This is a genomic window from Paraburkholderia sediminicola, from assembly GCF_046026675.1.
Taxonomy (GTDB): domain Bacteria; phylum Pseudomonadota; class Gammaproteobacteria; order Burkholderiales; family Burkholderiaceae; genus Paraburkholderia; species Paraburkholderia sediminicola_F.
The window spans coordinates 4236946-4258274 of sequence record NZ_JAQQEY010000001.1; the positions used below are offsets into that span (position 1 = coordinate 4236946).

The following is a 21329-nucleotide window of genomic DNA, read 5'->3' on the forward strand; positions in this document are numbered from 1 at the left end:
TTCTCCGCACAGCAGCCAAGTCAGCTGCGCTTCGATCATAGACAGTGCAAAAATCGGGTTCAATGCGGGCTTACGCTTCGCAAGAAATGCCCAAATGGGCATGTTTGTTGCGTCGCAGCAGTACGTGATGCCTGACGCGGAGCTTGGATTGCCCGCGCCGCTGGCGCTGCACTGCACTGCACGCCGGTGCAACGTAAGGCACAGAATGCGCGGGCACATTTCAGGCGCGAGGCGCGGCAGCGTCGGATTTTACCCATAAAAAAACCGCGCGGCAGGTAAGCCGCGCGGTTTCTGGACAACGGTGCCTAAAGTTTAAGCGCCCAGCCGTTCGCAGATCGCCTTGGTCGCCGCGGCGCCATTGAGCGTGTAGAAGTGCAGGCCCGGCACCTTCGCCTCGATGAGACGCCCGCACAGGTCCGTCACCACGTCCAGCCCAAAGGCGCGAATCGACTCGCGGTCATCGCCGAAGCTTTCCAGACGGCGCGCGACCCAACGCGGCACTTCCGCGCCGCACATCTCCGAGAAACGCATCAGCTGCGAGAAGTTCGTGATCGGCATGATGCCCGGCACGATCGGCACGTCGACGCCGAGCTTCCGCGCGTCGTCGACAAAACGGAAGTACGCGTCCGCGTTGAAGAAATACTGCGTGATCGCCGAATTGGCGCCGGCTTTCACCTTGTGGGCGAAGTTTTCCAGATCGTGACGCGGCGAGCGCGACTGCGGGTGGTACTCCGGATAGCCGGCCACCTCGATCCAGAACCAGTCGCCGAATTCGGCGCGGATAAAGCTCACCAGTTCCGACGCGTAACGCAGTTCGCCAACTTCGCCCATGCCGGACGGCAGATCGCCGCGCAGCGCGACGATATGGCGGATGCCATGCGCGCGGTACTCGTTGAGGATCGCGCGCAGGCTCTCTTTCGAGGAGCCGATGCACGAGACGTGGGGCGCCGCTTCGAGCCCTTCCTTCGCCATATCGACGACGGTGTCGAGCGTGCCCTGTTGCGTCGAGCCGCCGGCGCCGAACGTGACGGACACGAACTTGGGCTTGAGCGACGCAAGCTGCCCGCGAGTGGCGCGCAGCTTGTCGACGCCTTCCTGCGTCTTCGGCGGGAAGAATTCGAATGAAAGTTCGATCGGGTTCATGATTCAGTAGATCAACCGAAACTGCGGTTGCCGAAAATAAGCGCGGACAGCAGCCACGAAACGATGCTGTACAGAATCGAGCCGAAGAATGCCGACCAGAAACCCGACACCTCAAATCCCTTCAGCAGCGACGCACACAGCCAGAAGCACAGCGCATTGACCACCAGAATGAAGAGTCCGAGCGTGACGATCGTGACGGGCAGCGTCAACAGGATCAGCACCGGACGCAGGATCGTATTGATCAATCCGAGCACCACCGCGACGATCAAGGCGGTGCCGAAACTGCGGATATGAATCGACGGGACGAGGTAGGTGATGATCAGGAGAGCAAGCGCATTGATCAGCCAGGTCAGCAGCACGGTCATGTAGAGCTCCTTTGGCAGGGTGTCCGATAACGGGGAAAGCGCGAGACGAGGCGGGGCATGGTGAACAAAGCGGCGCTTTACGCGCCGCCTTGTCGTCAAACTGTCACGCTTTAAACCGCCCGCGCGCTTAATGCTACTTGGAAGCGGTTGCTTAGTAGCGGTAGTGGTTCGGTTTGAACGGACCGTTCTTGTCGACGCTGATATAGCTCGCCTGATAGTCCGACAGCACCGTCAATTCCGCGCCGATACGGCCCAGATGCAGACGCGCCACCTTTTCATCAAGGTGCTTAGGCAACACGTAGACCTTGTTTTCGTACTTGTCGCCGTGCACGAACAGTTCGATCTGCGCAATCGTCTGGTTCGTAAACGATGCCGACATCACGAACGACGGATGGCCCGTTGCGCAACCCAGATTCACCAGACGCCCTTCAGCCAGCAGGATCACGCGCTTGCCGTCCGGGAAAATGATGTGGTCGACTTGCGGCTTGATGTTTTCCCACTGGTACTTGCGCGTCGATGCAACGTCGATTTCCGAATCGAAGTGACCGATGTTGCAGACAATCGCGTTGTTGCGCATGGCAGCCATATGATCGTGGCCGATCACGTGGAAGTTGCCCGTTGCCGTCACGAAGATGTCGGCCTTGTCTGCCGCATATTCCATCGTCACCACGCGATAACCTTCCATCGCTGCCTGCAACGCACAGATCGGATCGATTTCCGTGACCCACACCGTCGCGCCCAGACCGCGCAGCGATTGCGCGCAGCCCTTGCCCACGTCGCCGTAGCCGGCCACGACCGCGATCTTGCCCGCGATCATCACATCGGTGGCGCGCTTGATACCGTCGACCAGCGATTCGCGGCAGCCATACAGGTTGTCGAATTTCGACTTCGTGACCGAATCGTTCACGTTGATGGCCGGGAACGGCAGGCGCCCTTCCTTTTCCATCTGGTACAGACGGTGCACGCCGGTCGTGGTTTCTTCGGTCACGCCCTTGATGTGCGCGAGACGCGTGGAGTACCACACCGGATCGGCGTCGAGATGCTTGGCGATCGACTTGTACAGCGCGACTTCTTCTTCGTTTTCCGGCTTCGAGATCACCGAACGGTCTTTCTCAGCCTTCGAGCCGAGGATCAGCAGCAACGTGGCGTCGCCGCCGTCGTCGAGGATCATGTTGGCGAATTCGCCATTCGGCCATTCGAAAATGCGGTGCGAGAATTCCCAGTATTCATCGAGCGATTCGCCCTTGAATGCGAACACCGGCACGCCGCCTTGCGCGATCGCGGCGGCTGCATGATCCTGCGTCGAGAAGATATTGCACGATGCCCAGCGAACGTCCGCGCCGAGTGCCGTCAAGGTTTCGATCAGCACGCCGGTTTGAATCGTCATGTGCAGCGAACCCGCGATACGCGCGCCCTTCAGCGGCTGCGAGCTCTTGTATTCCTCGCGCGTCTGCATGAGGCCGGGCATTTCGGTTTCAGCGATATTCAGTTCCTTGCGGCCCCAGGCTGCAAGCGACATATCGGCGACGAGAAAATCTTGCTTTGAATCGAGAACTGCGGCGTTCATCACGCCCTCCTTTCTAAAAAATTGACTAGAAATTTGACGTGAGCGCGGTTCGATGCGGTGGATGGGAGCGCAATGCGCATCCTGGCCCTCCGATTGAAGTCTCCGAGCCTGGCGGGCGGCCGGCGAATATGCTGATTCGCGGTACCCGTCGCAACGCTCCTCGAAGACGAACGGCGATTGTAGCAAATCGAGATGGCTTCGGGGTGGCGCCGGGTTGGTGATTACGCGGCGCGATTCGGGAGGGCAGAGGCGGCTGGCACGGCAGCGGCGCTTGCCGTGCGCAATTGCTCGATACCCGCGCGTGCAGTTTCGAGGAACTGCCTCGAAAACTGGAATGCTTCGGCCGTATCGGCGGGATCCGGCGTCTGCATGCCAAGCGCGATGCGGAAATAGCGTTCGGCGTGAATGCCCGCGTGATAGTGCATGCGCACGCGTTTCGCGTCATCCAGACGCCGGTTGCCGAAAATCTCGCGCAGGGCCCACGAAAACGCCCCGTCTTCGCCGCCGATGCGGCGGAAAGCATCGTCCATCGGAAAACCGCCGAGCGCTGCATACACCGCGCGGCGGATGATCAGACTGCTCGGCACCGTATTGCTAAGCGTTGCAGCGTGCTGGGCGAAGTCACCATGACGGGTGAGCTCGGCCGGAAAGTCCGCGTAGTCGACGTCGAGCCGCACGGACACTTCCCTTGGATTCTGCGTGAGAAACACGCTCGCGGCGGCCAGCGCGCCGGGCAGGTATTCGTCGTCGGCATCGAGGAAAGCGAGCAAAGGGTGAGCCGCATGCATCGCCCCCCAATTGCGCGCCCGAGCCGGGCCGCCGTTGTACGGCATTTGCAGCAGGCACACGCGCGGGTCGAGACGTCCGTAGTGTGCGACCAGGTCGGCAGATGCATCTGCCGAGCCGTCGTCCACCACGACGATCTGCGCGGCTTCGGGTTGAATCAGACAGCTCTGAAGCGCACGGGCAAGCGTCGCCGCGCCGTTGTAGCAGGGAATGATGATCGAAATGGGCGTCATGGATTGAAACAGGCGCTGCGGGCCAAACGGTAGAGAACCGTCGATGGTAGCCCGCTTCCCTTCAGCTTCATCCTGGAAAGCGACGCGCGCGACAGCGCCGACCAACGCACTGCGCGCAAACGGCGCCGACACGAAGCGCGCCATTAGCTTGCCCCTCAACATAAATACGATGACTTACAATCGCTCGGGTCATTCCAAATTGGAATTCTGGAGCCTGAGATCGTGGAACTACGAGCGCTGCGGTATTTCGTCGAAGTGGTGCGTCAACAGAGCTTCACCGTCGCCGCCGAGCAGATGTTCGTCACGCAGCCGACCATCAGCAAGATGGTCAAGTCGCTGGAAGACGAAATCGGCTCGCCGCTGCTGCTGCGCGACGGGCGCCAGATGGTGCTGACCGATGCCGGCCGGATTGTCTATCAGCGTGGTCAGGACGTGCTGGCCGCGCACGCGCAGTTGCAAGCCGAGCTGAACGATCTCGACACGCTCGGCCGCGGCGAGCTGACCATCGGTATTCCGCCGATGGGCGGCTCGCTGTTCACGCCGGCCATCGCCGCCTTCCGCCAGCGCTACCCAAAAATCGAACTGAAGCTGTTCGAGCAGGGTTCGCGCGCGATCGAGACCGCGCTGATCCACGGCGAGCTGGAGTTAGGTGGCGTGCTACAACCGGTCGATCCGGAAAACATCGAGGTGTTGCCGATGACCCGGCAATTGCTATGGCTGGTCGCGCGCACCGGCTCGCGCTGGGACGACCTGCACGAAGTGCCGCTCGCCGAGCTCGCCAACGAGCCATTCGTGTTCTACGGCGAAAGTCTCGCGCTCAACGACGTCGTGCTGAACGCGTGCCGCACCGCCGGCTTTGCGCCGACCATTGTCGGGCGAAGCGGGCACTGGGATTTCATGGCGGCGCTGGTGCTGGCCGGCGTCGGCATTGCGCTGCTGCCGGCACCGTACTGCCGACGCCTCGACACGGCGCAGTTCACCTGCCGCCCCGTGGTTGAACCGGAGATTCCGTGGGAAATGGCAATCGGCTGGCGCCGCAATGGCTATCTGTCGCACGCGGCGCGCGCGTGGCTGGAAGTGGCGCGCGAGACGCTGCCGAGCCAGGCCGGCGACGAGTTCATGGTGTGGCCGGGCATCGGCATGACCGGCATCACAGCGCCCGTTCAGACACCGCCGCCGCAAACGCGGCCGGCCAAGTGACAACATGCCGCCCGGTGCAGACCGGGCGGCATGTCTTCCTGGTTAAGCTGACCTCGACGGTTTAGCTCAAAAGCCCACCTCGGAAGCCTGTCGCGAAGGCGTACCTCAGAGACTTATCTTCAAGGCTCACTAAGCGCCATCATTGCTGCTGCGCGACAAACTCGATGCGGCGATTGGCAAAGCGACCGCTCGCCGTGTCGTTGCTCGCAACCGGATCCGCGTCACCATACCCTTGCGCGACGAGCGAATCCGCCGGCACACCCGCCTTCACGAGATACGCGCGAACCGCTTCGGCGCGCTTCTTCGACAGTTGCAGATTGGCTTGCGCACCGCCGACGTTGTCCGAATAGCCGGCCACTTCGAGCTTGGCCGTCTTGCCGTTACGCGCGCAGGCATTCAACACTTGCGCCGACTGGTTAAGATCTTCCAGCGCCGAGGCCGGCACGCGAGCACCGGCGCTTGCGAAGTTGATCACCTGCAGGTTCAGCACCTTGACTACATCTGCTGTCGCGCACGAGCTGTCTGGCGTGAGGAGGCCCTTGATTGCGCCGCGGAAGTTTTCAGTTGCGTTGGCGACCGCCTGTTCGACGTTGAACGATCCGATCTGATACGAGGTGCCGAACAGCGATTTAAGCTTATCGAGCCAGCCGAATTTCGCGTTTGCCGCGCTGCCGCTCAGTTCGACGTGCGCGCCGTCCACTTTCACCTCGGCGCCCGGCAATGCCATCAGCGGCAGTAGGCCATCCAGACGAGCGAGCCAATCGGCCGGCTTGATGTCCTGGTCGACGGTGACGTTCGCGACGAAATGGTCAGCACCGAAGCGCTTCGTCAGCGCGTCGATCAGCTGGGTCTTTTCGGCTTCGCTGCCAACCATAGCGGTGAGGGTCGGCTTGCCGGCGGAGTCGACTGTGAAGCTGAGCTGACTGTCTTTGGTCGGCGCGGGCGCGGCGGCGGGTTGCTGCGCTTCGCTAGCGGCGCTTGCTGCTACAGCGGTGGGCGTCGAAGCCGCGACATCAGCCGAGCCGGACGCGGGCTGCACCGTTGCCGCAGCTTCCGCGCTACTGCGCCCGCTGCTTTGCTCCCCTCGTTGCTCGCTATGGCAACCGCGCAGGAACAGGAAAGCCAGCACCGCAGCAATCACCGCGAGGAGCCACCATAGCCACTTATGCGAACGGCGCTCTTCGCGCACCACCGCGTCGGCCGGCACGCGGATGCTCGACGTGGCCTCGGCCACCGGCTTGGCGGCAGGCGTCGGATGGTCGATGTGCGCCGAGACCGCTTTCAGTTGCGACAGAATATTACCGGTGAACGCACCGAGTCCGCTCAGGCCAAGGCCGGCCATCAGACGGTCGTTCAGGTACGGCGCAATGGCCGGCAGTTGATGGCCCAGCAGCGTCGGCAACTGGCCGACGTTGCCCTGACCTTCGAGAAAATGCCGCTTCAGCAGGCCCAGCAGCGTGGCGCCGACGATGCCCGTCATGGCGTGCGTCGCATGCGCCGGAACGCCGGTTTGAGTGGCGACCTCGTCGCTGAGCGTGTCGACTCGGCGATCGAATGCACGCTCGAGCAACTGGCGCCCCGCACCTTCCAACTGGCTCACGCCGGTGGTGCTGCCGAGCAGTTGCGGCAACTGCTCGGCGATGTGGCCGTTCACCTCAGGCGAGAGGATCGTTGCGAACAGCGAACGCGCGCCGTCGAGTGTCGCGCCCTTTTGCATCAGACCGGCGACCAGCGCCGGGCCGGTTGTTGCAAGCACCTTCTGGGTCGCATCCGGCGGCAGCCCGAAGCGGGCCGCCATCTGTCGCACGACACCGTCCGTCAACGCGGACTGAATCAGCTGAATCACATTGATACTCATCGCTTCGCTTCCTTGATTTCCCGAACGCGTCACCTGACGCGCTCTTTTTCGCGGCGCGATTATAGGTTTGGGGAAATCTCATAAACGGAACGGCACAATTTATGACGAATTAACCGACGTTCGCCTAAATGTTCTTACATTTGCGACCTGAATTAAGAAGATTGATGTCCGATCAAGCCGCCACGCCAGTGACGCCAGTCGACTTCATCGCCGGCACCGTTTGCCCTTCACGCCGGCTCGCCGCGATCAGTTCGGCCGCGCGCTCGCCGATCATCACCGTCGGCGAATTCGTGTTGCCGCCGATCAGCGTCGGCATCACGGAGGCATCGACGATCCGCAGCCCCGTTACACCGCGCACCCGCAATTGCGGATCGACCACCGATTGCGCATCACCGCCCATCCGGCACGTTGCCACCGGGTGGTAGATCGTGTCGGCATGCTCGGCGATGGTCCGGCGCAATTCCTCCTCGGTCTGGCCAACATGCGTGTACAGCTCCTTGCCGCCATGCAGCGCCAGCGACGGCGCGCCGAGAATGCGCCGCGCCATCTGCGCGCCTTCCACCAGCAGGTCGAGATCGCGCGAGTCGCTGAAAAAACGCGGATCGATCACCGGCGCGGTGCGCGCGTCGGCGCTCGCCAGCGTCACCGTGCCGCGGCTATGCGGCCGCAGCACGCACACGTGCAGCGAATAACCATGGCCCCAGTGCATATGACGGTTGTGGTCGTCGACAATCGCCGCGCAGAAATGCAGTTGCAGGTCCGGACGCTCGAGTGTCGGCCGGCTCTTCAGAAAGCCGCCCGCTTCGGCAACGTTGCTCGACAGCATGCCCTTCCCATGCCGCATGAAGGTCACGAACTGCGGCAGCATCCGCGCAATGCCGCGAATCGAAAAGCCGGTCGGCTCGATCGACGACACCCGTTTATTGATCGTGAAGTCGACGTGGTCGATCAGGTTCTGGCCGACCTCGGGCGCATCGTGCAGCACGGCAATGCCAAGCGACTGCAGATGCGCCGCCGGCCCGATGCCCGAGCACATCAGCAGTTGCGGTGAATTGAACGCGCCTGCTGCCAGCACCACTTCGGCACGCGCTTCCAGCGTTTCAGTACGGCCGCCGCGCACGATTTCGACGCCGCTCGCGCGCTTGCCGTCGAAGGTCACACGCAGCACCGTCGCATCGGCGATCGTATGGAGATTGGGGCGCTCGCGATCGTAGATATAGGCGCGCGCGACACTGCAGCGCCGTCCGTCGCGCTGCGTCACCTGATAGAAGCCGATGCCTTCCTGGTCCGCGCCGTTGAAGTCGCTGTTCGATTTGTAACCGGCTTCGATCGCGGCCTGCACGAAACGCTTCGAGAACGGATTGCGATAGCGCAGATCGGACACTGTCAGCGGGCCGTTCGCGCCATGCCATGCGTCGGCGCCGCGCTCATTGCCTTCGGCGCGGCGGAAATACGGCAGCACGTCGGCCCACGACCAGCCTTCGCAGCCAAGCTGCGCCCATTCGTCATAATCGAGCGGATGGCCGCGCGTGTAGATCATCGCGTTGATCGCGCTCGATCCGCCGAAGCCACGCCCGCGCGGCTGATAGCCCTGGCGTCCAGCGAGCCCTGGCTGCGGCGTCGTCAGATAGCCGTAGTTGGTTTTGAGTTTGTGCGGCACGACGGCCGCCACGCCCACCGGCATGTTCACGAACAGATTGCGGTCCGTATGCGGACCGGCTTCGATCAGGGCAATCGTTGCGTCCGGGCAGCTATCCGCCAGACGGCTCGCGAGCGAGCAGCCGCCCGAGCCCGCACCGACGATGATGTAGTCGTATTGCATCCGCTCCTCCAATTGGGGCCGCGTTGCTCGCGGACCCTGTCTCTGTCGGTCGGAGTCAGCGCTTTGACAGTAACTCCGACCCCCATGCAAGCGATGGGTACACACTTGTCTACGTGTGTTTTATCGGCATTGTAGGGAGCGTTCGGTTGCGATGGCGGGTTCGTGTCAGAGCGATCCCTCTAAACGAAAGCCTTCCCGCGACCCTATGATGAAAGACGCGCGTGCGCCCGTCAGGCCGCCGCGCACGGCATTCAAACACGGCGCCCGGTGCGCCGTCCTCAAGGCGTGCGGTACGACATGCCACGATAAAACAGCACACCGTCGATCAGCGACGGCGTACAGCCGGCGAACGGAGACAGCAGATGGAACGGCACAGCCTCGGCCACACTCACGACGTGACAAATCAGGCGCCGCCGCTTGCGGACTACAACCTGTTTGCGAGCGACGTGGCGTTGTCCGCCGCCCTCGAACGCGACGGGGCCGCGTGGCATCGCGAGGCGCTGCTGCGGCACGGTGCGGCGCTCACCACGCCGGAGACACTCGCGCTTGCCGAACTGGCAAACCGCCACACCCCCGAACTTGTTACGCACAGCCCGCGCGGCGAACGCATCGATGCGCTGGAGTTTCATCCCTCATGGCATACGCTGCTAGGACTGTTGCGCCGCGAAGGCCTGCACGCGTTGCCGTTTTCGGACCCGCAGCGCGGCGCGATGGTCGCACGTTGCGCCGGCTACTTTCTGCACGCGCAACTCGAATCCGGCTCCCTCTGCCCGCTGACGATGACCTTCGCGAGCATCCCGGTATTGCAACGCGAACCGGCGTTGTTCGAGACGCTGCGCGACAAACTCTACGCCCGCGAACACGATCCACGCGACGTGCCGCTCACGCAGAAAACCTCAGCGATGATCGGCATGGGCATGACCGAGAAGCAAGGCGGCTCGGACGTGCGCAGCAACCAGACCCGAGCCTATGCCACGCGTGGCAGCGGCCGTGGTGCCGAATACCGCCTTGTCGGCCACAAGTGGTTTTTCTCCGCGCCGCAATGTGATGCGCATCTGGTACTCGGCCGAACTGACGATCACGAAGGCCTGTCGTGCTTCTACGTGCCGCGTTTCACGCCGGACGGCAGTAAAAACGCCGTGCAAATCCAGCGTCTGAAAGACAAGCTCGGCAACCGTTCGAACGCCAGCAGTGAAGTCGAATTCTTCGACGCGTTCGGCATCATGATCGGCGACGAAGGCCGCGGCGTGCCGACCATCATCGAAATGGCGAACTACACGCGGCTCGATTGCGTGATCGGCAGCGCGGCCTTGATGCGTGCGGCGCTGGTGCAGGCGATCCACCATGCACGGCACCGCAGCGCCTTCGGTCGGCAACTGGCTGATCAGCCGCTGATGCGCAACGTGCTCGCCGACCTGGCGCTGGAATCGGAAGCCGCAACGGTGCTCTTCATGCGACTCGCGCGCGCGTTCGAAGCGTCAGCGGATGCGTCGTCGGCCGCGCCCGCCGAGCGCGCGTGGCGCCGGATCGTCACGCCGGCGGCGAAGTACTGGGTCTGCAAGCGCGCGCTGGAATTCACCGGCGAGGCGATGGAAGTGTGGGGCGGCAATGGTTATGTCGAAACCGGTCCGATGGCGCGTTTCTATCGTGAAGCGCCCGTGAATTCGATCTGGGAAGGCTCGGGCAACGTGATGTGCCTCGACGTGCTGCGCGCCATGGAGCGCGAGCCCGAAGCGGCGCAGGCCTTGTTCGCCGCCTGGCAAGCGGATGCACAAGGGCACCCGGCGTTGAGCGCCGCGCTCGGCAAGCTCGCCGCCACGCTCAACGGACCCGCCGAACATCGCGAAGCCTCTGCGCGACGGATCGCGCAGCAGATCGTGCTGATCGCGCAAGCCACCTTGCTGGCGAAGCACGCGCCGCCGGAAGTCGCCGATGCCTTCATCGCGACGCGTCTCGCCGACGGCTGCGGCGAGAGTGGCCGCGTGTACGGCACGTTACCGGCGACATTCGACCACGCCGCGATCATCGAGCGGGCATTTCCCGCTTGATGCGAAGTGAACGGACCGACGAGGATTCAGCGTTTTCCGCTCGAAGCGGACGAACCCGTCCGCATTTTTTCAAAGCTTTTCGCAAGACCGTCACACAACAGCACAACACACGAATAAGCGCGACTCAACGCGCACGTTATCCATCAGGGAGTGGACACACATGAAGAACGATTTGCCAGAAGTCGTCGCGCTCGAAGCGCTACTGCGCGATCAACGCCATGCGTATTTGCGCGCGCCGTATCCGTCATGGGAAGCGCGTGCCGGCCACCTGAAAGCGCTGCGCAAAGTCATGCTCGACAACCGCGATGCACTCGCCGATGCGATGAGCGCCGACTTCGGCAATCGCGCGAAACAGGAAGTGCTGCTCGCCGAATTCCTGCTGATCAAGGGTGAGATCGACGCCGCGCTCAGACACGGCAAACGCTGGATGAAGGCGCAACGCCGCAGCACCAACAAATGGCTGATGCCGGCGCGCGCGAAAGTGGTGCCGCAGCCGCTCGGCGTGGTCGGCATCATCGTGCCGTGGAATTATCCCGTGCTGCTCGCAGTCGGCCCGCTGATCAGCGCGCTGACGGCCGGCAACCGCGCCATCATCAAGATGTCGGAGTTGACGCCGCTCACCTCGGCGCTATTCGAGCAGCTGATCGGCCAGACCTTCGCGCGCGACCACGTCGCCGTGGTGAACGGCGATGCCGGATTGGCTGCCGCTTTCAGCGCGCAACCGTTCGACCATCTGCTGTTCACCGGTTCGACCAAGGTCGGCCATGAAGTGATGCGCGCCGCCGCCGAACATCTGACGCCGGTCACGCTCGAACTGGGCGGCAAGTCGCCGGCCATCATCGGCCAGCACGCGCGCTTCGACAACGCGGTGGATAACCTCGTCGCCGGCAAGACGCTCAACGCGGGCCAGACCTGCGTCGCGCCGGACTATGTGCTGGTGCCGCGCGGCAAGGAGCAGGCGTTCATCGAGCGGGCCCGCGCGCGGATGGCGACGATGTACCCGGACTTTGCGCGCAACCTCGACTACACATCGATCATCTCGGAGCGGCACTTCGCGCGGCTGCAACGTCTCGCCGACGAAGCGCAGGCCGCCGGCGCGCAACTGCATACGCTCACTGACAGCATGCCCGATGAAGCAAGCCGCCGCTTTCCACTGATCGCGGTCACGAATGCGCCGGATGAAAGCGCGCTGATGCAGGAGGAAATCTTCGGCCCGCTACTGCCGATCGTCCCCTACGACACGCTCGACGATGCGATCGCATGGATCAACACGCGTCCGCGGCCGCTCGCACTATATCTCTACGCCGACGACAGTGCGACCATCGAACGCGTCACGCGCGAAACCATCGCGGGCGGCATGGCGATCAACGAAACGCTGATGCACCTGGCGTGCGAAAGCCTGCCGTTCGGCGGCGTCGGTGCGAGCGGGATGGGCGCGTATCATGGCTACGAAGGTTTCGTCACCTTCTCGAAGATGAAACCAGTGTTGACGCAGGCGCGCCTGAACGCGCGCGGATGGATCTCGCCGCCATACGGCAAGCGGGTGAATGCGCTGCTGAAGCTGATGATGAGGTTTTGACGGGGCGGCCATCCGGGGGGCGGCCACCCGTGGAGCGGGCAAACTCACGCAGGACGTCGTACTGCGACGACGGCCGCGGGCTAGGCAGCCCGCGTTCGGCACTCAGCGCCTAGGCGTCCCACCGGAAGCGTCCGCAATATCTGTAGCGACCACATCCGTGACGTCCTGCGCGGCGCCCACGCCGCTTTCGGGCGCATGCTCCGCGCCGCTTTCCAGCCGATGCAGCCACGCGAGCAATTCGGCCACGGCCTGGTAAAGCTGCGGCGGAATCCGCGTATCAAGGTCGACCTGCATCAGCAGCGAGACCATTTCCGGCGCCTCGTGCACATACAAGCCGGCTTCCTTGGCGCGCTGCACGATCATTTCGGCCAGCATGCCGTAGCCTTTGGCGATCACGCGTGGTGCGGGATCGCTGCCTTGTGCGTCGTAGACGAGCGCTGCCGCGCTGCGGCGATGTTTGCGGCTCATCACATATCCCAGTCGAAATCGTCGAGCGGCGCGGCTCCCGGGCGGGCGGCACGCGCCGTGCGGCGCCCCGCCAGCGCGTTATCAGCCGAAGCAGCCGACGCCGAACGCGCATACGCAGACGCCGCTGCCTGCCCGGCCGCCGCAGCTGCCGCACCCGCCGCGGTAGCCGGTATGCCGCCGCCGATCTCGCGAATCGTCAGTCCGTTCAGTTCGATGCCCGCTGCCGCAAGCCGCTGCCGAAAGTTCTCACCCTGCGCCGCCAGCCGCGCCGCGCCGGCCGGACTCGCCTGCACGCGCGCAACCAGCCGCATGCCGGTCAGCGTCAGGTCCGCATCGACAGTACCGAGCGTGGGCAGCGATAGCGTCAGCCGCGTACGCCACGGCTGACCGTCCTCGCTCGCCGTGCCGCCGCCGCTGCGGTCCCATTCGTCGCCTTCCTGCTCGATGGTCCAGTCGAGCTTGGCGCCCGGCCAGGCTTCACCAGTCCAGCGAAACTGACCGGTAGCAAGCAGATCGAGTTGCTGACGCACCAAAGGAATGGTCGCGGGATGAACCGCGGCTGCCATCGATTGCGAGTTTTGCGACGACCCGTCGTCGGCCAGTTGCGCCGCGGCGCTGTGCACGCTCGAGTGCGCCGGCTGGCCGTTCAGGTCAGACAGAGAACTTGCCAGCACCTCGCCGGCCACGAAGCGCGCAGCCTGCGCGGTCTGGATCGACGGCATCGCGCGGGCTGCCGCGTTGCCGTCCGGCGCACCGTTGGCCGGACCGTTGGGCGCGGCGCCCGTACCCTGCCGGGTTGTCGCATTCGAGGAAGAGGCCTGATCGGCGTCACTCGCCCAGTCGAGCGGCAGTTGCGCGGCGGCAGCCACCAGCTTGTTTTGCGCTTCGCTGGCGAGGGCTGCGGGCGGCCGCTGCCCGGCCAGCCATTGCGCGAGATGGGATTCGTAAAACAGGCCACTATCGCCGACCGTCTGTTCAAGTGCGGCCGCAAGCGCCGCGACCGGCACCTGCGCCGCCGCCACATTGGCGGTGGCCGCGGTACCAGTGGTAGCGGCAGTATTAGGATTCGCAGACGAAGCAGCAGGCGTAGCAGTCGTATCGAAGAGCGGCAAGCCGCCGCCCTCGACATCGAGCGCCGGCGCGGCCGGCCAGATCGGCAACTGGCCGAGCACCGCCGGGGTCGCCTCGCCGCCGGAGTTCACGATCGCATTGAGCGTCAACGCCACGGCGGACAGCGCGGTTTGCGCGGAAGCCGGCGGTGTCGCGGGAGGCGCGACGGGGGTGGTATTGAGAATCTCGGTATCGACACTTGCCGCGCCAGTCTGCGAGGCGGTCGCACTACCCGCCGCGAGATTGAGGAGACTGTCGACCCGGTTCGCGAGCAGCGAAGTGACGACCGCGTCGATTCCGTTCATACCGATTCCTTGGTCACATTGGCAGCAACGCGCTCAAATCCAGTCAGGTGGACTCAAGCAGCGCCTTGCTCGCGGGCAAACTCAGCGCGCCCCGTACAGTTCCTTGAGCACGCGAGTCGGCCGTCCGGCAAACAGCGCCGACAGATTGGCCATGCGCGGATTCGCCAGATCGCGGATCGCAGCGTCGTCGGCCAGAATCTGACGGATCAGTGCGTATTTGCGCAAGCGCTCTGCGTCGTCCAGTCTGACACCGGCTTCCGCGTCTTTCAACGCCTCCACCAGATTCCGATACTCCTCCTGCAAGTGGACCAGATCGCTCCACAGGGCTCGCCGGGCAGCCGTCAGCATGCGGCGGGAAATCGCTGCAATCGCCTCGTAACGGGCGAAATATTCTGCGTTCGATGTCATCTCATGCTTTCCGCGGCCGGCTGGGCTGCCATCCGCGCGATCTCCGGGGCAATCCCGATCCATGCCTCTTCGAGTGTCGCCAGCAGGCCGTCAACTTCGACCAGCATCGCCTCGCTCTGTTTTATATTGGCTTCGAGCAGCCGGCGCGACATATAGCTATATAGCGCGTCCAACCGCTCTGCAATCTCGCCGCCCACCTCAAGATTCAGCGATAGTTGCAGCCCGCTTTCGACGATCTGAATCGCCTTGCCGATCGCCTCACCACGCGCCGACACATTGCCTTGCTGCACATGCATGCGTGCTTGCGCAATCGCCTGCCGGGCGCCCTGATACAACATCACGATCAGACGATGCGGACTCGCGCCCATCACCCCTGTCTCGACGCCGACGCGCGCGTACGCATTGGCTCCAGAGTGTCCTGGGGAAAACATCGGCGCTCCTCCTCTCTCGCACTGCGGTTGGTCATGGCACCCCATCCGTGCACGTTGCCGCATCCGGATTTCTGCCTGTACCTGGTTATCGGATAGGCAGCGGGAAAGCTTTAGGCCGTTGTAAGGAGGATTAAGGAGCCGATGGGGGCGATATCGCGCTGGGCGTGGCAAAGCCGCCTGCCACGAAGCGCCTCGAGGGCGCGCCGGGCGGACTGTCCTGCCGTGAAATCACACAGCGTTGCATCTGGGCGCATGCGTCCGGGCGGGCGGAACAGCGTTGCCGCCCGAGTCGCACTTACACCGACATCTGCATGATGTCGTTATAGGCCGACACCAGTTTGTTGCGCACCTGCAAGCCGAACTGGAAGCCGATGTTGGCCTTCTGCCCGTCGACCATCACGTCGTTCAGCGAGACGTTAGACGCGCCGAGCTCGAACGCCTGCGATTCGCCGGCCGCCTTGGTCTGATCGCCGCTGATCTTGTCCAGCGAGGCCTTCAGCGCCGAGGCGAAACCGCCGGCCGTCGCCGCGCCGGACTGGCCGGCCACCGGGGTGTTGCCGCCGGCCGCTTGCGCCGCCATCGACTGCATCTGTTGCAGCGCCGACGAGAGCGCGTTCACGGGCAAAGTCATGTTCTCTCCAGGGATTGACGACCGGCATGCCAGAAACCGCACCGATCTGAACGAAAGCATAGCAGCGGGTCATCCGGGAAAGCCCCGAAACTAGGGGGGAAACCCGGCTCTATTCAAGCAATCGGGTTGAGCCGCGCTGCGGATAATTTCAATGGTGAAAGTCTCTGTCCGTACGCCCGCCGACCCTCGGTGCGCTCAAGCGGCAGAACGCAAAGGCATCCCGGAGATACCCGACGCATGGATTCGTCAGCCAACTCTTTGATCAACCCCGACGCCCGCATGGGCCTCGCCGGCGCGCAGCCGGGCGCAGGTGCTGCCGGCACCGGCCAGGCCGGCGGTGCCGCGGATCTCGGCGGCCTTGGGAGCAACCTGGGCGGCAACTTCGGCCAGCGTCTGTCAGGCCTCGCGCAAATGCGCGGCAACCCGCGCGCCCCGCTGATTTTCGCGGTCGCACTGCTGGTCGCTATCATCGCGGGTCTGTTCCTATGGTCGCGTGCACCGGACTACAAGGTGCTCTACAGCAATCTGTCGGACCGCGACGGCGGCGCCATCATCACCGCGCTGCAGGCGGCTAACATTCCCTACAAGTTTTCCGACGCCGGTGGCGCGATCCTCGTGCCGGCCGAGCAGGTGCATGAAATGCGTCTGCGTCTGGCCTCGCAAGGCCTGCCCAAAAGCGGCTCGGTCGGCTTCGAACTGATGGACAACCAGAAGTTCGGCATCAGCCAGTTCGCCGAGCAGATCAATTACCAGCGCGCGCTGGAAGGTGAATTGGAGCGCACGATCGAGTCGATTTCGTCGGTAAAGTCGGCGCGTGTGCATCTGGCCATTCCGAAGCCTTCCGTGTTTGTGCGCGACAAGGAAGCGCCGTCTGCTTCCGTGCTGGTCAACCTCTACCCGGGCCGCGCACTCGACGAAGGCCAGGTGCTGGCGATCACCCATATGGTGTCCTCGGCGGTGCCGGATATGCCGGTGAAGGGCGTGACCATCCTCGACCAGGACGGCAACCTGCTGACGCAGCCGTCCACCGGCAGCGGCCTCGACGCCTCGCAACTCAAATACCGCCAGCAGATCGAGCGCAACACCCAGCAACGCATCGACGCGATCCTGTCGCCCCTGTTCGGCTCCGGCAACGCGCACTCGCAGGTCAGCGCCGACATCGACTTTTCGCACACCGAGCAGACCTCCGAAAACTACGGTCCGAACGGCACCCCGCAGCAGGCGGCGATCCGCAGCCAGCAATCGAGCACGGCCACCGAAATGTCGCAAGCCGGCGCCTCGGGCGTACCGGGCGCGCTGTCTAACCAGCCGCCGCAGCCCGCTTCCGCGCCGATTACGGCCGGCAACGGCACGCCGGGCGTGACGACCACGCCGGTCAGCGACCGCAAGGATTCGACCACCAACTACGAACTGAACAAGACCGTGCAGCATCTGGAGCAGCCGATGGGCGGCATCAAGCGTCTGTCGGTCGCGGTAGTGGTCAACTATCTGCGGGTGGTCGACGCCAAGGGCCACGCGACGATGCAACCGGTCACCGCCGACAAGCTCGCGCAGGTCAATCAACTGGTGAAGGACGCAATGGGCTTCGACCAGGCGCGCGGCGACTCGGTCAACGTAGTCAACAGCCCATTCACCGCCGACGTCGACCCGGATGCCGACCTGCCGTGGTGGCGCACGCCGGACATGATCGCGCTCGCCAAGCAGATCGCGACTTACCTCGGCATCGGCGCAGTCGCCCTGTTCCTCTACTTCGTGATGGTGAAGCCGGCGCTGCGCCGCGCTTTCCCGCCGCCGGAGCCGGTCGCCGCCGCGGCGCTGCCGTCGCCGGACGAGCCGGTCCTGCTGGATGGCATCCCCGCCGCCGAGCGTGCGGGTGCGCCTACCGTCGCCGAACTGGAGAGCGACAGCGAATTGCTCGCGCTGGAAAACTCGAAACACAAATACGAACGGAACCTGGAATTCGCGCGCAACATCGCGCGCCAGGATCCGAAGATCGTTGCAACCGTCGTGAAAAACTGGGTGTCCGATGAGCGCTGAAGGCGTAATGAAGAGCGCGCTCCTGCTGATGTCGATCGGCGAGGAAGAAGCCGCGCAGGTGTTCAAATTCCTCGGGCCGCGCGAGGTGCAGAAGATCGGCGTGGCGATGGCCGCGCTGAAGAACGTGACGCGCGAGCAGGTCGACGAGGTCTTGCAGGAGTTCGTGCGCGAAGCCGAACAGCACACGGCGCTTTCACTGGATTCGAGCGACTACATCCGCTCGGTGCTGACCAAGGCGCTCGGCGACGACAAGGCCGGCGCGATCATCGACCGCATTCTGCAGGGCAGCGATACCAGCGGTATCGAAGGCCTCAAGTGGATGGACTCCGCGGCGGTGGCCGAGCTCATCAAGAACGAGCACCCGCAGATCATCGCGACCATCCTCGTTCACCTGGACCGCGATCAGGCTTCGGAAATCGTCGCCTGCTTCACCGAGCGGCTGCGTAACGACGTGCTGCTGCGGATCGCCACGCTTGACGGCATCCAGCCGGCCGCGCTGCGCGAACTCGACGATGTGCTGACCGGCCTCCTGTCCGGCAGTGACAACCTGAAGCGCAGCCCGATGGGCGGCATCCGCACGGCGGCCGAAATTCTCAACTTCATGTCGAGCAACCATGAAGAAGGCGTCATCGAGAATGTTCGCCAATACGACGCGGAACTCGCACAGAAGATCATTGATCAGATGTTTGTGTTCGAGAACCTGCTCGATCTGGAAGACCGCGCGATCCAGCTGTTGCTGAAGGAAGTCGAGTCCGAGGCGTTGATCATCTCGCTGAAGGGCGCGCCGCCCGCGCTGCGCCAGAAGTTCCTGTCGAACATGTCGCAGCGTGCTGCCGAACTGCTCGCCGAAGACCTCGATGCGCGCGGCCCGGTCCGCGTCTCCGAAGTCGAGACGCAGCAACGCCGCATCCTGCAGATCGTGCGCAATCTGGCGGAAAGCGGCCAGATCGTTCTAGGCGGCAAGGCGGAAGATGCATATGTCTGATCAGAACTCCGCAGCGAAGGAGCGCCTCTCGGCCTACCAGCGCTGGGAGATGGCCTCGTTCGATCCGGTGCCGCCGGCGCCGCCCGAACCCGAAGTCGACGACGGCGCGTTCGAAGCCGAACTCGAACGTCTGCGCGACACCGCGCATGCACAGGGCATCGCGACGGGTCACGTGGCCGGGCAGGCGCTGGGTTATCAGGCCGGTTACGAGCAAGGCCACGCACAGGGTTTCGAGCAGGGCCAGAGCGAAGCGCGTGAAGAAGCGGCACGCCTCGCCGCGCTGGCCGAAACCTTCAAGGCCGCACTCGACGGCACGCAAGGCGCGATCTCGGAGACGCTGGTCGCGTTGGCGCTGGACATCGCCCAACAGGTGGTGCGCCAGCACGTGCAGCACGATCCGACCGCGCTGATTGCCGCGGCCCGCGAGGTGCTGGCCACCGAACCGGCGCTGGTCGGCGCGCCGGCGCTGATCGTCAGCCCGGCCGACCTGCCGGTCGTCGAAGCCTATCTGATGGAAGAACTGCAAACGCGCGGCTGGACCGTGCGTACCGATCCGTCGGTCGAGCGCGGCGGCTGCCGCGCGCAAGCCGGCACCGGTGAGGTGGACGCCGGCATCGACACGCGCTGGGAGCGCGTCGCCGCCGCACTCGGCAAGGTGAGCACATGGTGAAGCCGACACTCGAAGAGATCCGCGCCAGCGATCTGACGCCGCTCGAACGCGAGCTGGCGCTGGCGTCGTTCGGCGCCGAGGCGCTGGCGGATGTGCCGGCCGCGGTAACACCCGCCGCTGCCGCCGTCGCAGCCATCGACGCCGCGCTGCGCGATCCGTCTCACAGGCATCCGGGCGCCGGGCACCCGGCGAAGGGTGCGACGGCGAGCCGCGAATCCACCGCTGCAAGCCGTGAATCTGCCGTTTCTTCGAGTCCCGCTTCACCCCCTCCCGCCCCTGCCCCGTACGATCCCGCACTCGACAGCAATCCGCACATGCAAGCCTGGCGCGGCCGGCTCGAGGCGCTGCGCGCCCGCAACGCGATCGCCAAGCCGATGCGTGCCTGCGGACGTTTGACGCGCGCCGCGGGTCTGGTGCTGGAAGCGGTCGGTCTGCGCCTGTCGGTGGGCGCCGAAGTGATGATCGAACTGCCTTTCGGCAGCTCGCTGGCGATGGCCGAAGCCGAAGTTGTCGGCTTCTCCGGCGACAAACTGTTTCTGATGCCGACCACCGAAGTGATCGGCCTCTTGCCTGGCGCACGCGTGTACCCGCTCGAAAGCGCGCCGATCGCCGATCCGATGGCAGGCGCGAAGCGCCTGCCGGTCGGCTGGGAATTGCTCGGCCGTGTGCTGGACGCGTCCGGCCGCCCGCTCGACGGCCTCGGCCCACTCGGCGCGCATGCCGATGCGCCGCTGTCCTCGCCGGTCATCAACCCGCTGAACCGCGAGCCGATTCACAAGGTGCTCGACGTCGGCGTGCGCGCGATCAACGCGCTCCTGACCGTGGGCCGCGGCCAGCGCATGGGCCTCTTCGCCGGTTCGGGTGTCGGTAAATCGGTGCTGCTCGGCACGATGGCGCGCTACACCAGCGCCGAGGTGATCGTGATCGGCCTGATCGGCGAACGCGGCCGCGAAGTGAAGGAATTCATCGAACAGATTCTCGGCGAGGAAGGCCTCGCACGCTCGGTGGTGATCGCCGCACCGGCCGACGTCTCGCCGCTCTTGCGGATGCAGGCCGCGTCGTATTCGACCTCGCTCGCCGAATACTTCCGCGACCAGGGCAAGCACGTGCTGCTGCTGATGGATTCGCTAACCCGTTACGCGATGGCGCAGCGCGAGATCGCGCTCGCCGTGGGCGAGCCGCCCGCCACCAAGGGGTATCCGCCTTCGGTGTTCGCCAAGCTGCCGGCGCTCGTCGAACGGACCGGCAACGGCCCGGCGGGCGGCGGTTCGATCACCGCGTTCTACACCGTGCTGACCGAAGGCGACGACCAGCAGGACCCGATCGCCGACTCCGCACGCGCGATTCTCGACGGCCACATCGTGCTGTCGCGCTCGCTCGCCGAGGCCGGCCACTATCCGGCGATCGACATCGAAGCGTCGATTAGCCGGGCAATGACCGCGCTGATCGACGATAACCATCTCGAGAAGACGCGTATGTTCAAGCAGATGCTGTCGCGCTATCAGCGCAACCGCGACCTGATCAACGTCGGCGCCTATTCAAGCGGGCGCGACGCGCTGCTCGACCGGGCGATTGCGCTGTATCCGCGGATGGAAGCGTTTTTGCAGCAAGGTTTTCGCGAATGCGCGAACTTTGAACCGAGTCTCGAGATGCTGGACGCTCTGTTTGCCCAAGGAGGCTGAC

Annotated in this window: 18 protein-coding genes and 1 riboswitch; of the genes, 7 read left to right on the forward strand and 11 right to left on the reverse strand. The window is 64.3% G+C overall.

Annotated features, from left to right (window positions below):
* Positions 1-312: 312 nt before the first annotated feature.
* The 4 genes from metF to PQQ86_RS18695 form a co-directional block, all read right to left on the reverse strand.
* Positions 313-1143: a methylenetetrahydrofolate reductase [NAD(P)H] gene (gene metF, locus PQQ86_RS18680; protein WP_408269515.1), complete on the reverse strand. Its 831-nt coding sequence runs from the start codon at positions 1141-1143 to the stop codon at positions 313-315.
* Positions 1144-1154: 11 nt separating this feature from the next.
* The gene (locus tag PQQ86_RS18685) at positions 1155-1508 is read right to left on the reverse strand and encodes a phage holin family protein (RefSeq protein WP_408269518.1); all 354 of its coding nucleotides are present in this window, start codon (positions 1506-1508) and stop codon (positions 1155-1157) included.
* Positions 1509-1659: 151 nt separating this feature from the next.
* Positions 1660-3075 (reverse strand): adenosylhomocysteinase, encoded by a 1416-nt coding sequence (gene ahcY, locus PQQ86_RS18690; RefSeq protein ID WP_093640940.1) that lies wholly within the window; start codon positions 3073-3075, stop codon positions 1660-1662.
* A gap of 33 nt (positions 3076-3108) precedes the next feature.
* A riboswitch (S-adenosyl-L-homocysteine riboswitch) is annotated at positions 3109-3243 on the reverse strand.
* Positions 3244-3296: 53 nt separating this feature from the next.
* Positions 3297-4094 carry a glycosyltransferase family 2 protein gene (locus PQQ86_RS18695; protein WP_408270354.1) on the reverse strand — a complete coding sequence of 266 codons (798 nt, stop codon included), beginning with the start codon at positions 4092-4094 and terminating at the stop codon, positions 3297-3299.
* Positions 4095-4316: 222 nt separating this feature from the next.
* On the opposite strand from PQQ86_RS18695, the gene PQQ86_RS18700 reads away from it, so the two are divergent.
* A complete protein-coding gene (locus PQQ86_RS18700; RefSeq protein WP_408269522.1) occupies positions 4317-5294 on the forward strand; it encodes a LysR family transcriptional regulator in 978 nt (325 codons plus the stop codon).
* Positions 5295-5433: 139 nt separating this feature from the next.
* On the opposite strand, the gene PQQ86_RS18705 is transcribed toward PQQ86_RS18700, so the two are convergent.
* Positions 5434-7152: an OmpA family protein gene (locus PQQ86_RS18705; protein ID WP_408269525.1), complete on the reverse strand. Its 1719-nt coding sequence runs from the start codon at positions 7150-7152 to the stop codon at positions 5434-5436.
* 172 nt (positions 7153-7324) lie between these two features.
* Complete coding sequence (locus PQQ86_RS18710) at positions 7325-8974, reverse strand: GMC family oxidoreductase (protein WP_408269528.1); 1650 nt, start codon at positions 8972-8974, stop codon at positions 7325-7327.
* Between the two features lie 362 nt (positions 8975-9336).
* Here PQQ86_RS18710 and PQQ86_RS18715 point away from each other — a divergent pair, with 362 nt between their 5' ends.
* Both PQQ86_RS18715 and PQQ86_RS18720 read left to right on the forward strand, forming a co-directional pair.
* The gene (locus PQQ86_RS18715) at positions 9337-11022 is read left to right on the forward strand and encodes an isovaleryl-CoA dehydrogenase (protein ID WP_408269531.1); all 1686 of its coding nucleotides are present in this window, start codon (positions 9337-9339) and stop codon (positions 11020-11022) included.
* A 160-nt stretch (positions 11023-11182) separates the two neighbouring features.
* Complete coding sequence (locus tag PQQ86_RS18720) at positions 11183-12601, forward strand: coniferyl aldehyde dehydrogenase (RefSeq protein WP_408269534.1); 1419 nt, start codon at positions 11183-11185, stop codon at positions 12599-12601.
* A 102-nt stretch (positions 12602-12703) separates the two neighbouring features.
* Here the strand turns inward: PQQ86_RS18720 and PQQ86_RS18725 are convergent, their stop codons facing one another.
* The 5 genes from PQQ86_RS18725 to fliE form a co-directional block, all read right to left on the reverse strand.
* Positions 12704-13069 (reverse strand): EscU/YscU/HrcU family type III secretion system export apparatus switch protein, encoded by a 366-nt coding sequence (locus PQQ86_RS18725; protein ID WP_408269536.1) that lies wholly within the window; start codon positions 13067-13069, stop codon positions 12704-12706.
* Positions 13069-14484 (reverse strand): flagellar hook-length control protein FliK, encoded by a 1416-nt coding sequence (gene fliK, locus PQQ86_RS18730; RefSeq protein WP_408269539.1) that lies wholly within the window; start codon positions 14482-14484, stop codon positions 13069-13071. Before fliK ends, PQQ86_RS18725 begins: the two co-directional genes overlap by 1 nt.
* A gap of 81 nt (positions 14485-14565) precedes the next feature.
* Positions 14566-14892, reverse strand: coding sequence for a flagellar protein FliT (locus PQQ86_RS18735; RefSeq protein WP_408269542.1), 327 nt, complete (start codon positions 14890-14892; stop codon positions 14566-14568).
* Positions 14889-15323, reverse strand: coding sequence for a flagellar export chaperone FliS (gene fliS, locus PQQ86_RS18740; protein ID WP_093640913.1), 435 nt, complete (start codon positions 15321-15323; stop codon positions 14889-14891). The genes PQQ86_RS18735 and fliS overlap by 4 nt, the downstream gene beginning before the upstream one ends.
* A gap of 295 nt (positions 15324-15618) precedes the next feature.
* The gene (gene fliE, locus PQQ86_RS18745; RefSeq protein WP_408203121.1) at positions 15619-15954 is read right to left on the reverse strand and encodes a flagellar hook-basal body complex protein FliE; all 336 of its coding nucleotides are present in this window, start codon (positions 15952-15954) and stop codon (positions 15619-15621) included.
* A 237-nt stretch (positions 15955-16191) separates the two neighbouring features.
* Between fliE and fliF the strand changes: the two genes are divergently transcribed.
* Genes fliF through fliI form a run of 4 tightly spaced genes read left to right on the forward strand, consistent with a single transcriptional unit; the run spans position 16192 to position 21328 of the window.
* Positions 16192-17991, forward strand: a complete 1800-nt coding sequence (fliF, locus tag PQQ86_RS18750; protein WP_408269545.1) for a flagellar basal-body MS-ring/collar protein FliF — start codon at positions 16192-16194, stop codon at positions 17989-17991.
* Positions 17981-18976 carry a flagellar motor switch protein FliG gene (gene fliG / locus PQQ86_RS18755; RefSeq protein WP_097390666.1) on the forward strand — a complete coding sequence of 332 codons (996 nt, stop codon included), beginning with the start codon at positions 17981-17983 and terminating at the stop codon, positions 18974-18976. The genes fliF and fliG overlap by 11 nt, the downstream gene beginning before the upstream one ends.
* Entirely contained in the window at positions 18963-19646 is a 684-nt protein-coding gene (fliH, locus tag PQQ86_RS18760; RefSeq protein ID WP_408269547.1) for a flagellar assembly protein FliH, read from the forward strand. Before fliG ends, fliH begins: the two co-directional genes overlap by 14 nt.
* Positions 19640-21328: a flagellar protein export ATPase FliI gene (fliI, locus tag PQQ86_RS18765; protein ID WP_408269551.1), complete on the forward strand. Its 1689-nt coding sequence runs from the start codon at positions 19640-19642 to the stop codon at positions 21326-21328. Before fliH ends, fliI begins: the two co-directional genes overlap by 7 nt.
* The last annotated feature ends 1 nt before the right edge of the window (position 21329 follow it).